The organism is Flintibacter sp. (genome assembly GCF_046973065.1).
In genome coordinates this window covers 1-12,130 of record NZ_JBKVXZ010000078.1, presented here as the reverse complement: position 1 = coordinate 12,130, position 12,130 = coordinate 1, and the positions used below count along the sequence as shown (strand labels likewise).

10 protein-coding genes are annotated in these 12,130 nt (G+C 55.7%); 5 read left to right on the top strand and 5 right to left on the bottom strand.

Features of this window, described 5'->3' with window-relative positions; translation table 11 throughout:
• Nucleotides 1-324: 30S ribosomal protein S2 (gene rpsB, locus ACLTXB_RS17700; RefSeq protein ID WP_428227854.1), on the top strand; the 324-nt coding region annotated here is incomplete at its 5' end.
• Nucleotides 325-416: 92 nt separating this feature from the next.
• The gene (gene tsf / locus ACLTXB_RS17695; RefSeq protein WP_008981745.1) at nt 417-1,337 is read left to right on the top strand and encodes a translation elongation factor Ts; all 921 of its coding nucleotides are present in this window, start codon (nt 417-419) and stop codon (nt 1,335-1,337) included.
• Between the two features lie 218 nt (nt 1,338-1,555).
• On the opposite strand, the gene ACLTXB_RS17690 is transcribed toward tsf, so the two are convergent.
• The 4 genes from ACLTXB_RS17690 to ACLTXB_RS17675 all read right to left on the bottom strand — a co-directional run bounded on the left by ACLTXB_RS17690 (nt 1,556) and on the right by ACLTXB_RS17675 (nt 7,136).
• Entirely contained in the window at nt 1,556-2,743 is a 1,188-nt protein-coding gene (locus ACLTXB_RS17690; protein WP_428227853.1) for a helix-turn-helix domain-containing protein, read from the bottom strand.
• Nucleotides 2,744-2,877: 134 nt separating this feature from the next.
• Nucleotides 2,878-4,527: a glycoside hydrolase family 43 protein gene (locus ACLTXB_RS17685; protein WP_428227852.1), complete on the bottom strand. Its 1,650-nt coding sequence runs from the start codon at nt 4,525-4,527 to the stop codon at nt 2,878-2,880.
• Nucleotides 4,528-4,545: 18 nt separating this feature from the next.
• The gene (locus tag ACLTXB_RS17680) at nt 4,546-5,913 is read right to left on the bottom strand and encodes an MFS transporter (protein WP_428227851.1); all 1,368 of its coding nucleotides are present in this window, start codon (nt 5,911-5,913) and stop codon (nt 4,546-4,548) included.
• A 41-nt stretch (nt 5,914-5,954) separates the two neighbouring features.
• Nucleotides 5,955-7,136, bottom strand: coding sequence for a glycoside hydrolase family 5 protein (locus ACLTXB_RS17675; protein ID WP_428227850.1), 1,182 nt, complete (start codon nt 7,134-7,136; stop codon nt 5,955-5,957).
• A 450-nt stretch (nt 7,137-7,586) separates the two neighbouring features.
• Here ACLTXB_RS17675 and larA point away from each other — a divergent pair, with 450 nt between their 5' ends.
• Together larA and ACLTXB_RS17665 are read left to right on the top strand one after the other, a co-directional pair.
• The gene (gene larA, locus ACLTXB_RS17670) at nt 7,587-8,867 is read left to right on the top strand and encodes a nickel-dependent lactate racemase (protein ID WP_428227849.1); all 1,281 of its coding nucleotides are present in this window, start codon (nt 7,587-7,589) and stop codon (nt 8,865-8,867) included.
• A gap of 285 nt (nt 8,868-9,152) precedes the next feature.
• Complete coding sequence (locus ACLTXB_RS17665) at nt 9,153-9,668, top strand: nucleoside-triphosphatase (protein WP_428227848.1); 516 nt, start codon at nt 9,153-9,155, stop codon at nt 9,666-9,668.
• Here ACLTXB_RS17665 and ACLTXB_RS17660 read toward each other — a convergent pair.
• On the bottom strand, nt 9,663-11,186 hold the full coding sequence (locus ACLTXB_RS17660; RefSeq protein WP_428227847.1) for an oligosaccharide flippase family protein: 1,524 nt from the start codon (nt 11,184-11,186) through the stop codon (nt 9,663-9,665). The two genes, ACLTXB_RS17665 and ACLTXB_RS17660, sit on opposite strands and share 6 nt — an antisense overlap.
• 154 nt (nt 11,187-11,340) lie before the next feature.
• Here ACLTXB_RS17660 and ACLTXB_RS17655 point away from each other — a divergent pair, with 154 nt between their 5' ends.
• Nucleotides 11,341-12,117, top strand: coding sequence for an enoyl-CoA hydratase-related protein (locus tag ACLTXB_RS17655; RefSeq protein ID WP_008981716.1), 777 nt, complete (start codon nt 11,341-11,343; stop codon nt 12,115-12,117).
• Nucleotides 12,118-12,130 lie beyond the last annotated feature (13 nt).

Genomic DNA, 12,130 nt, shown 5'->3' with positions numbered 1-12,130 from the left:
GTCATGAAGCACCTGGGCGAGATCGCCAAGCTGGAGAAGTACCTGGGCGGCGTGACCGAGATGAAGAAGCTGCCCGGCGCCCTGTTTGTCGTTGACCCCCGCAAGGAGCGCAACGCCATCAACGAGGCCCGCAAGCTGCACATCCCCATCGTGGCCATCGTGGACACCAACTGCGATCCCGACGAGATCGACTATGTGATCCCCGGCAACGACGACGCCATCCGTGCCATCAAGCTGATCTCCTCTGTCATGGCTAACGCCATCCAGGAGGGCAAGCAGGGCAAGGACGAGGCCCCTGTGGAGACCGCTGAGACTGCGGAGTAATCCAAATTCGTTTGACGGCTCTGAAAGCGCCCGCCAACAGGGCGGGCGCTTTTTTAAACCGCTCCCGATAATTTAAATGGAGGTAATTCATTATGGCTATTACTGCTAAGGACGTACAGAAGCTGCGCGAGATGACCGGCGTGGGCATGATGGACTGCAAGAAGGCCCTCACCGCTTCCGAGGGTGACATCGACAAGGCCATCGAGTGGCTGCGCGAGAAGGGCCTGGCCGCTCAGACCAAGAAGGCCGGCAAGGTTGCCGCTGAGGGCGTGTCCTACGCCATCGTGGCCGACAACGGCGTGGGCGTTGTCATTGAGGTCAACTCCCAGACCGACTTCGTGGCCAAGAACGAGGTCTTCCAGGCCTTCGTTAAGGACCTGGCTCTGGTTGTCGCCAACGAGAATCCCGCCGACGTGGAGGCTTTGAAGGCCTGCACCTATCCCGGCACCGACCGCACCGTGTCCGACGTTACCGCTGACAAGGTTCTGGCTATCGGCGAGAACATCCAGATCCGCCGCTTTGTCCGCTATGCTGAGGGCGTGAACGTGCCCTACATCCACATGGGCGGCAAGATCGGCGTGCTGGTGAACATGGAGGTCGAGGGCATCGACGCTGCTCAGGTCACCGAGCTGGGCAAGGACGTGGCCATGCAGATCGCCGCCATGAACCCCGCCTACCTGGACAAGTCCGAGGTGGATCAGGCCACTCTGGACAAGGAGAAGGAGATCCAGCTGGCTCAGATGGCCAACGATCCCAAGATGGCTGCTAAGCCTGAGAAGGTGAAGCAGGGCATCGTTATGGGTAAGCTGGGCAAGTACTTCGAGGAGAACTGCCTGCTGCAGCAGGCCTTCGTCAAGGAGAACAAGACCTCCGTTGAGAAGCACGTGGCCGAGGTTGCCAAGCAGCTGGGCGGCAAGATCACCATCAAGGCCTTCACCCGCTTCGCTACCGGCGAGGGCATTGAGAAGAAGGAGGACGACTTCGCTGCTGAGGTCGCTTCCATGATTAAGTAATTTGGCTGAGGCCATCCCCCCGCATTTTAGCCTCATTGTCCACTCAACAATGACTCAAAAGGAGTCCAAGGTAATCGTAATGATTGCCTTGGACTCTTTTTTTAAGTACAGCAATATGTGGTTGCAGCTCATCATGTGGTAAGCATCTGGCGGTATAGGAGTAGCCACGCTGTGGACTTTGGTAAGGACGTTGAGGCACCAAAATAGACCCCAATATATTATGTTGCATACTGGTCACGGTATTGTTTGGGTGTCATGCCTATAACCTTTTTAAATGCCTGCCCAAAATGACTTTGGGAGGAAAACCCTAGTTGATAGGCAATTTCTCCATACGTTGCCTTAGTGTAGCGCAGTGCCTGCAAGGAAGAATGGATTTTCTGCTCCATGATATAGTCCATCAGAGGGATTCCCTCTTCCTTCATAAACAGTTGAGAGAGATAATTTCGGGTTACACCCAACTCATCCGCCAGCTCTACAACGGTAATCTTTTGACGAAGCCGCTTTCCCACTTCTTCCTTGCATCGGGTTACCAGGGCATTTTTCTGCATTCCGCTGATATGGTCCCGAACAAGAGTGGTATAGTGCGCCTCCGCCTGTCGCGCCAGAGCAATCACTTCATCTGCATGCAGAAGCTCTTCTACCTGCAGGACATAGGCGTCGGATAAAGAATAGGCGATTTCGGATGGGATCCCGCCTGCGATGGCTGAACGGCTGGATAGGGCTATCAAGGTAATGGCTATGTTTTTAGCGTGGCGCAAAGGGTTATTGGCTAGGGTCCCAATTTCGCCCACATAGGTCTCCTGAATACTTTTGCGCAGCGACTCCAGATCGCCCCGCCGGATACTGTCCTGCTCTCGTTCCTCCTGACTATATGAATTATGGACCTTGCCTTGCCCGTTGTAATTGTCATACACATGATCCAGCTTTTTCTGGACCAGCCCTTTTAAGTGTTCCTCCTCAGTTCCCCGGGCCATGATTTCCGTCCAGCTCAGATAGATGCCGGTAAGATGGTGGTACAGCATGGACAAAAGAGAAAAGAAAAATTCCAGCGTGCAGCTTGACATGCGATAGGGCTTTTGCGGATCCATATGATGAATCCGTACCATCTGCTGTGTGATCTCCTGGCTGCGCTGCACAAGACAGCCGGGACTGACAAGAAAAATTCCCTGCTCTTTGGCATGGATGATTCCATATACCACGGCATCCAGTTCAAAATACAGCTTTGGCGCACTGACAGACGCTTTTTCCAGCAGCATGGCTTCCAAATCAGGATCACACCGCAGGGGGTCTGGGTATCCGCCTTGATCGGCATAGGTATACTGGTACTCGGCATCGGCAGTATAGTAGCGGATGGGTACATGGCTCAAATGGACCAGATGACTGCACAGCTCAGTTGTATCTAACAAGCGTATCACCCACCTTTCCATTTTATTTTACCAGGAAGGAGCTTAAAGAACTACTGTAACATAGTATTTCTTTTCCAAATCATTTACTTAAAAACAGGCGAACTATGGGGCTGTGCCCACAGTTCGCCTGTTTGTTAATCGTCTACAGGACGATCCTCGTCGGCCAGATATTCAAAGAAATCAAAGTCGGCATAGTGGCTGTGCTTCACTCGGTCGGCGCAGGTGATGCCTACCATAGTACCGGTAAACTCTCCAAACTTGCAGTATTCATCGGAGAAATGAGCGGTGGCAAAGCAGCGGCCGATGGCATGGTACTCCTGATTATCATAGCTCCAGAAGAACTGTGCCTTACGTCCTTCAATGGTCAGACGCAGATAGATGGGGACATCGTCCACTGGGATACGGGTATTGAGAAATTCTGTTTTCTCCCCGTTTTCCAAATGGATGATAGACAGGGCGCTGCGCCCCAGGGTCTCGCTGTAATACTTGCGTAGGTTGATATAGTTCATGTTATCGTAGTAGAGAATGAGTCCGGCGCTGTGCTGGTGTACCTGGGGGATAAAGTCCATCTTGGTGGTGATCCGTGCATGGACGCTGGTAAGCTTACGGGCCAGGATACTCACCTTGTTCAGTGAGGTGCGGGACTCCTGACCACGCAGGCGCACCCAGCCGGGACGGGCCGTAACATCGGCAAACCGGAAGGGCATGATACGGGGGGCATAGTAAAAATTCCCCAGCTGTGGGCTGTCAAAGTCATCAAAGGCAGGCGGCATCTGGAGGGGAACCTCGGGCAAGTTGGACTCGGGGACCTCCATCTTGGCCAGATTGGAGCCGTCTGCCATCCGCAGCCAGCCATCCTCCGTCCACATCATCTTCTGGATGGCCGTCTCACGACCCAGGGTGCAGCTGAGTTCGGGAACAAAGGGGCGGGCGCACAGGTGTACCAGGTAGACCTCGCCGGTGGGCAGCTCCACATAGCTACCGTGGCCGGATTTCTGCAATACGGAATCGGGGTTAAAGTACTTGGGCTTGAGATGATCCGGGTCGCTGCGTTCGTAGGACACACCGGGCACGCTGGTCACAATGGGATTTTGGGGATCTCGCTCATAGGGACCCCAGACCTGGGAACTGCGGCCCATGGTGACGCAGTGGTTATAGCCCGTGCCGCCCTCAGCGCACATGATGTAGTAATACTCGCCTCGCTTGGTCAGGTGGGGCGCTTCGATGCAGCCGCGATCTGTTCCGCCGCGCCACATCCGCTTGGGGTAGCCCACGATTTCCTTCTTTACCGGGTCGTACTCCACCATGCAGATGGAGCCGGGCTTTTCATAGCCCAGGCGGGTCTCCCACTCCAGAGAGACAATGTATTTCTTACCGTTGTCATCGTGGAAGATGGAGGCGTCAAAGCCGGAGGAGTGCAGATACACTGGCTCACTCCAGGGGCCGCGGATGTCCTTGGCCGTGATCAGGTAGTTGTCCACATCAAAGTAGCGGGCATTCATAGAATTCATCACGCCATAGACCACGTAGAACAGGTCCTCTTCCTGGCAGTAGGTGAGACAGGGCGCCCAGATTCCCTTGGCGCTGGGCAGCTTTTTCAAATCCACCTTCTCGTCATCCGTGAGGACATGGGTGTAAAGCTCCCAGTGCTTTAAGTCCCTGGAGTGATAGATGGGAATGCCGGGGAACCATTCGAAGGTGGATACCGCCAGGTAGTAGTCGTCCCCCTTGCGGCAGATGCAGGGATCGGGGTTAAAACCGGGAAGAATGGGATTTTTAATCATAGCAGCACGTTCCTCCTATCAGTTACCTTCCATTTTTCTCTTTTCCAGGTCGGCAAGGATGCCGCTGAACTCCTTGTCCAGGTGCCAGAACTTCATGATGATCAGGCCGCACACATACACCACAATGGGAATCCAGACGAAACAGACCTCGATGGAGAACAGGGCTTCCGCGGTCTGTACCGCAGCCTCGCCCACATAGCCGCCAATCTCCAGGATAAGGCCCAGAAGAGCGGAACCGATGCCATTGCCGATCTTATATCCAAAGCTGCACGCGCTGTTGACCAGGCCCTCGGTGCGGTAACCGGTTTTCCACTCGCCGTAGTCAATGGTATCGGATACCATAGCCCACATGGTGGCGCCGCCGCAGGCATTTCCGATGCCGCGGATCACGCTGGACACCACGATCAGGTTCATAGCGCCGCCGGAATAGTTCAGCACCAGCATGCCCACGATGTCAAAAACCAGGCCCAGTGCAAAGACATTGCGCTTGCCAAACCGCTTGACCAGCATGGCGATGAAGAACATGCTCACGATCTGCACTACATTGAAGATGCCGTTGATGGTAGTAACCAGGTTCTTGTCCCCCAGAATATCCTTGGCATAAAAGACAGTGGCGCCGCCGTTGACAGAGTACATCAGGAAGAAGAGAGCCAGCATCCCGGTCATCATGATCCAGTACTTATTCTGGAACAGTGCTTTTACGCCTGTGGCAAAGGGCACATCCTTTGCCTCTCCATCCTTGACCGCAGGACGCACACGCTCCTCGGTTCCAAAGAAGTTGATGAGAAATGCCGCCACAGAGACAGCGCCCAGCACCACAAACGCCTTGGTCCAGGCAGAGGCGGTGTTGCCAAACAGCTCCACCAGGGGAAGGGTAAAGGTGTTGATGGTCAGCGTGCCGGCAGTGGCCAGCAGGTTGCGGAAAATACTCAGAACCGAGCGCTCATAAGGGTCCTGGGTCATCAGAGCGTTCAGCGCGGAATAGGGGACATTGATGGCCGTATAGACCACCGTGGAAACCAGATTGTATGTAACAAATACGTACACCAGCTTCGCCCCGGAGGACCAGCCTGTGGGAACGGAAAACAGCAGCACGCCGGACACCGCAAAGGGGATACACATCCGCAAAAGCCACGGTCTTGCCTTGCCAAAGCGGGATTTGGTGCGGTCCACAATGACACCCATGATAATGTCGCTCACACCGTCAAACACTCTGGAAATCAGCATGATCACACCCACAGCCGCGCTGCTTACCCCGGCGTAATCGGTGTAGTAGAACATGAGGTATACCGACATGGCGGTGTAGATAATGTTGCAGCCAAAGTCGCCGCATCCATAGGAAAAGCGCTCCAGAATCTTACGAAACGTCAACTTCTCTTTTACCATTGTTTTTCCCTCTCATTCCTTGCATTTGTTAGAGTGGATCGTTAGGTGCCGCTGGATACCGGAAACCAGCCTTCGGAAACGCTCTTTCCCAAATCCCAGCAGTCCCAGCCGTACCAGTTGGGATCATTGGCAGGGTCCAGCAGTAGCTTATAGTTCCAGTAGTAGTGGCCGCAGCCGTGGTTCCAGGCATCCAACTGAGCCTGGGCAATGGAGCGGTAGAGCTGCTTGCGGTTTGTGTCAGAGAGTCGGTTGTCCTGCTGGGAGAAATCCATTCCATTGAGAACGGACTGTCCGCCTTTGGTATCTACACCCACGGCCAGAGAATTAAACAGGCTCCACTCGCCGCAGATAACATCCACATACTCCTGCACCTGGGCAATCTCCTTGGCGTAGTGTTCCTGGATATAGGAGAGGTAGCCCTCCTGAGTCTGTTCACAGCCCATGCTCTCAGCCATCATCAAATACTGATGGGTATCCAAAATTACGTTGCGGAAGTTTCCGTTCTGGAAAAAGTCCTTCCAAGCATGAAGCTGGAAGCCATCGTGGAAGACAACGTATTTATCCGCATCCATGTACTTACAGATCCGGTCATAGGCCTTTGTATAGAAGTCACGGAGGAATTCCAGGGTGATGGGGGCGCTCCCCTTTGCCAGTTCCGGATCTACCGGAGGATAGCGGTTTGAAATATCAAACACATCCCATGCGGCATCGGTAAGCGGCTCATTCACAGGCTCGATCCCCAGCAGTCCCTTCCGTGTTCCGTAGCGCTGAGCCAGCCGCTCCAGAACATCCAGCACAAAGTCCACTTCCTCAGGCATCTGGCTCCACTTACACACGCCGGAAATACCACCGTTATCAAAGCCATTCTGGCTCATAGGAACGGTATGCAGATCCAGCAGGATGGAAAGTCCATATTTCTCCGCCCAGCAAAAGGCCTTGTCCAGCTCTTCGATACAACCAACAAAGGGAGGCCGGTCTCCGAAAATGAAGTACGGAATGGGGATGCGGACACTGTTCATTCCCATGTGGGCAATGTGGGCAAAGTCCCGCTCAGTGATGTATTCGCTGCGGTGGATCTTCAGCCGCATCTCAAACATCTGCGGAGACAGCTGGTGGGCCAGGTAGTATTCATCTTCTGCAGTCGTGCCGTCAAACAGCGCAGGGCTCATCCACTTTTCCATGACCAACCAGTTCCCTAAATTAACGCCGTTGATCTTTTTCATCATATTTTCCCCCTTTTGGAGTGTTATCTTGGCTTAAAGTATAATTACGAACACTTTTGGGGTATATCAAAAAAGTAAGAAGCATATCAAGAACAACAGGCGAGGAGTCATTTTCGATGAAATAGATAATTGTACGCGTTGTTTTTTGTGTTTAATGACGGTTACTATTGTAAAGGACCTATACATAAGATGCCAAAGGTCTTGCTCGAATCTCCCCTGCCAAAATACCGGGATCAGCCCCGAAACGAGCCGCATGGAATGTGACATAAACTCAGGCGATTCCCCAGTTGGTAACCCCGCAAGCATAGTGGACGTTCTGCTCTGAAGGCATGTGCATTTTTTAACCAAGTTCACATCGACTTTTTCCTGTGAGTACGGTATACTTTCAATGAATGATTCGCCATAGGAAAAGCCTTTGGAAAGGAATGAGTCGTCATGGTGATTGAACCTATGAAATGCGGAACAGAAGAATTTGAGGTTCACCTGCCCGAGGAGCTGATTGCAGCAGAGCTGGAACCCAATCGGGTGGAACTTCCCCAGCGGACACCGGCAGAGCACATCCGCTGGGCTCTGGACCATCCGGTGGACTCTGCACCGCTGAAGGAGCTGGTAAAGGCCGGGGATAAGGTGTGCATTGTCATCTCCGATGTCACCCGCCGCTGGCAGTCTCCGGAAACCTATATCCCGGTGCTGATCGCGGAACTGGAATCCGCCGGCATCCGGGATGAGGACATGCTGATCATCTCCGCCACCGGGACACACCGCCGCCAGACCCCGGAAGAGCACATGGGCCTGGTGACAAAGGAGGTCTACGAGCGCATTGAGCTGGTGGATCATGTGTGTACCGATGAGGAAAACCTCTCTTATGTGGGCACCACCTCCCGGGGAACTCCGGTGTGGCTGGATAAGCGGGCTCTGGCTTGCGACAAGATCATCCTCACCGGAGGCGTGGTATACCACTTCATGGCGGGCTTCGGCGGCGGCCGCAAGAGCATTCTCCCAGGCATTGCCGGCCGGGAGACCATTATGAAAAACCATAATCTAGCTCTGAATCCCGGTCTTGGAAACGGCTCCAATCCCCAGGTCCGCAGCGCCAATATGAATGCGACTAACCCGGTCCATGCCGATATGATGGAAGCGTGCTCCATGGTCAGCCCCACTTTCCTGGTGAACGTGGTGGTCAACGATGACCAGCAGGTCATCGCCGCCTTTGCCGGCAACTGGATCACCGCCCACCGGGCGGCATGCGACCTGGTAGACCGGATGTACGGTGTACCGGCCAAGGAAAAGACACCTCTGGTAATTGCCAGTGCCGGCGGCTTTCCGAAAGATCTGAACTTCTATCAGACCATCAAAACCCTCTCCAATGCTCTGGAGGTGGTAGATGAGGGAGGCACTATTATTTTGGTGACCCGGTCCCAGGAGGGCTTCGGCAATGGGGATACCCAGCGCCAGATTGCGGGTTTTGCTACCATGGTAGAACGGGAAAAGGACCTGCGTGAAAATTTCTCCATCGGTGCGTTCATCGGTTACCTCTTTGCTGAGAGTGCCGAAAAGTACCATATGATCGTCGTCACCGGTATGGATCAGGCAGACTTCGGCACCTCTAAGATCCACGTGGTCAAAACCCTGGATCAGGCTCTGGCGCTGTCGCGGGAGCTCAATGGCGGTAAAGACCTGCGTGCCACACTGATGCCCCACGGTGCAAATACTCTGCCCAAGTTTGCATAAACTTTATCAAAAATCCGGATGGAAAACTCCATCCGGATTTTTGATAAGCCAGCCAGCTGGTCTTTGCCCCCTGCCCCACTTATAACTTGAAAACCACCCCAGGAAATGCTATATTTTATACCTGAAACAAATTTTTCTTCGATCCCATAAGGTTCAATGTAAAGTTGAAAACACTTTGGCGAGCCGCCCGTGATCAAACTATTTTGATTGGGATGATCACAAGCCAAGCACTTATATTATTCAGGCCCGAGGCAGAGCCTCGGGCCTTTTTGTGGAGGTGTCCCCATGCGTCCCATTTTGATCATCGGCGCCCGAGGTGCGGGCAAGACCACTCTCATCCGCCGCCTGCTCTCAGATGCGTCCCGCCCGGTGCGGGGATTTTATACTGCTAACCTGTCAACCGAGCCATCAGGCACGCACAGCACCTATCTGCACCCTGCCTGGCAACCCTTGGATGAGCGCATCTACACGCCGGACAATCAGGTAGGCCGCTGGAACGGACAGACCATGCGCCCCTTTCCTGAGGTATTTGACACCCTAGGGGTATCCTGTCTGGCCAATATACCTCCGCAGTCTTTGGTTGTCATGGACGAACTGGGCTTTCTGGAGTCCCAGGCTCCCCGGTTTACCCAGGCGGTACTGGACGCTCTGAGCGGCCCCGCCCAGGTTCTTGCCGCGGTGAAAGGCCGGCTCGATGTTCCCTTTCTCCAGGCTGTTCTGGCCCATCCCCAGGCACAGGTATTCCGTCTGACCCCGGAAAACCGCCAAGAGCTGTATGGACAGATCCGTGCACTGTTATAACCTCTGCCGCTTCACTCCCTGAGCGCTGAGGGCAGCCAGATAGAGCACCACCCCAAAGGCCGCTCCCGCCAGATTGGCCCACAGCGCTCCCGTCCCCCAGTCCTTCAGGGCGCGCACCAGCAGATTGGTGGTCAACGCCATGAGTAGGGTGGCCAACCCTGGAGCGGTGAGCCAGCGAAACAGCTCCAGCCGCAGCCCGGTGCAGACAATCAGCCGCTGGGCACACAGCAACAGTCCCAACACGGTGGAAACCCCGGTACTGACCACAAAGCCTTCCATCCCCATCTCAGGCACCAGCCAGGCGGTCAGGGCCAGCTGTACCCCGTCGCACAAAATGGAGATCCAGGCTACGCTCCCCTGCCGCCCCACACCGTTCAATGCAGCGCCCAGCACCGCCTGATAGCAGCTCAGCGCCATGATGGCAGCCAGAGGGACCAGGAACTCCCCTACTCCATCCTGGTGGAACAGAGCCCCGCCCAGGTCACTCCCCACCACTGCCATCAGTCCCATGGAGGGCAGCGCCAGCAGAGACACCGTGGTCATGGATTGAGAAATATTTTCGCGGATCTCCTCCTTGTGCCCCAGGGCGGCGCAGTGAGACAGCCGGGGCACCATGACCAGATTCATGGCTCCCAGAAATACCGTAGGAAGGGCCAGCATGGGCAGCGTCATGCCGCACACCACGCCAAACTCCGCCATGGCCGCACTTGGGTCTATCCCTCCCTCCACCAGCTTGCGGGGGATCAGGGTGGCATTGATGGCCCCCATCACATTGCCCAGCAGGGCGTTGCAGCCCACCGGAAAGGCAATGGTGGCAATTCTGCGCCGCCGGATTCCAGCCCGCTCCCCCGGCCCCATCAGCCCCTGGCGGCGCTTTCGGCGGTGAAAAAGAGCAGAAAGGGTGGCAGACGAGAACAATTCGCAGATCACCATGCCGGTGACAATGAGCCCCACTACCCGCTCCGGATATTGGGGCAGGAAGAGAGTCAGCAGTCCCAGCACCGCCGCCGTGCGTACCAGCTGCTCCAGCAGCTCCACCACCGCCGGCGGCCCTACCACCCCCGCGCCGTAAAAGAAGTGCTTGTGGATATTCTCCACCCCGGTGAGGGCGGCGCAGGGCACCAGCAGCATCAGCCCCAGCTGGGTTCGGGCATCACCCAGGAGATAGACGGAAATGGGATCGCTGAACACAATGACCGCCGCTCCCACCGGCAAGATCAGCAGCATGAGCCACCGCAGACAGGAGCTCACGATCTGTGCTGCACCCCGACTGTTTTCCCAGGCCAGATACTGGGAGGTGAGATTGGATACCGCCGCCGTTAGTCCCACTGCGGTCAGGGACAACAGCACCGAGAAGGCGGGCATCACCAGCTGATAGAGGCCCATGACCTCCGCCCCCACCATCCGGGACAGGGCCACACGGTACCCAAAACCCAGCAGCTGGGACAGTGCCCCCAGCACAGTCAGCAGCACCACGCTGCGCCGGGCGGCGCTTTTGTATTCCTGATCCACGTCCATCCCCCCTTTCCTCCACTCTATTCGCCATCCCTGCCGGATATGTGGCCTTTCAGACCTTGCCCCGGCGGGGTTTCTATTGTATAATGTAGTGGACTAAAATGCATTCCCTCAGAACAGATGCGCTTGGCGCAAAAAATAAGGAGGAACCTGAGTTATGGCATTTGTAGATCTGGAACAGCGCGGCTCCATCGGTATTCTTACTATGAACCGGCCGGAGGCCCTCAACGCTCTGAACGATCAGGTCCTGCGGGACCTGGACGCCGCCCTGGATGCGGTGGAGGCCAATGATGAGATTCTGGTGGTCATCCTCACCGGCGCGGGCCGCTCCTTTGTGGCCGGAGCCGACATCGGCCAGATGAAGGACTTTACTTCTGTCCAGGCCAAGAAGTTCGGCGCCTACGGCAACAGCGTCTTCCTGAAGCTGGAGAACTTCCCCAAGCCCGTCATCGCCGCGGTCAACGGCTTTGCTCTGGGCGGCGGCTGCGAGCTGGCTATGTCCTGCGACATCCGTCTGGCCAGTGAGAAGGCCAAGTTCGGCCAGCCCGAGGTGGGCCTGGGCATTACCCCCGGTTTCGGCGGCACCCAGCGTCTGGCCCGCATCGTGGGCGTATCCAACGCCATGGAGCTCATCCTCACCGCCAAGGTCATCAAGGCTGAGGAGGCCAAGGAGATGGGCCTGGTCAGCCACGTATATCCTGCTGAGGAGCTGATGGACAAGGCCATGGAGCTGGCCCAGGCCATCGCAGCCAATGCCCAGGTGGCCGTGCGGCAGTCCAAGGCTGCCATCCGCCACGGTCTGCAGACCGATATGTACACCGGCGCCGCCTTTGAGGCCGAGGCCTTTGGCCTGTGCTTCTCCACCGAGGATCAGAAGGACGCCATGACCGCCTTTGTCAACAAGGACAAGGTTACCAGCTTTAAAAACCGCTGATAGGTCCCAAAAC

Coding starts and splice junctions, on each gene's coding strand:
- tsf (WP_008981745.1), top strand. CDS start 417: ATGGCTATTACTGCTAAGGACGTACAGAAGCTGCGCGAGATGACCGGC.
- ACLTXB_RS17685 (WP_428227852.1), bottom strand. CDS start 4,527: ATGATTAAAAATCCCATTCTTCCCGGTTTTAACCCCGATCCCTGCATC.
- ACLTXB_RS17680 (WP_428227851.1), bottom strand. CDS start 5,913: ATGGTAAAAGAGAAGTTGACGTTTCGTAAGATTCTGGAGCGCTTTTCC.
- ACLTXB_RS17675 (WP_428227850.1), bottom strand. CDS start 7,136: ATGAAAAAGATCAACGGCGTTAATTTAGGGAACTGGTTGGTCATGGAA.
- larA (WP_428227849.1), top strand. CDS start 7,587: ATGAAATGCGGAACAGAAGAATTTGAGGTTCACCTGCCCGAGGAGCTG.
- ACLTXB_RS17665 (WP_428227848.1), top strand. CDS start 9,153: ATGCGTCCCATTTTGATCATCGGCGCCCGAGGTGCGGGCAAGACCACT.
- ACLTXB_RS17660 (WP_428227847.1), bottom strand. CDS start 11,186: ATGGACGTGGATCAGGAATACAAAAGCGCCGCCCGGCGCAGCGTGGTG.
- ACLTXB_RS17655 (WP_008981716.1), top strand. CDS start 11,341: ATGGCATTTGTAGATCTGGAACAGCGCGGCTCCATCGGTATTCTTACT.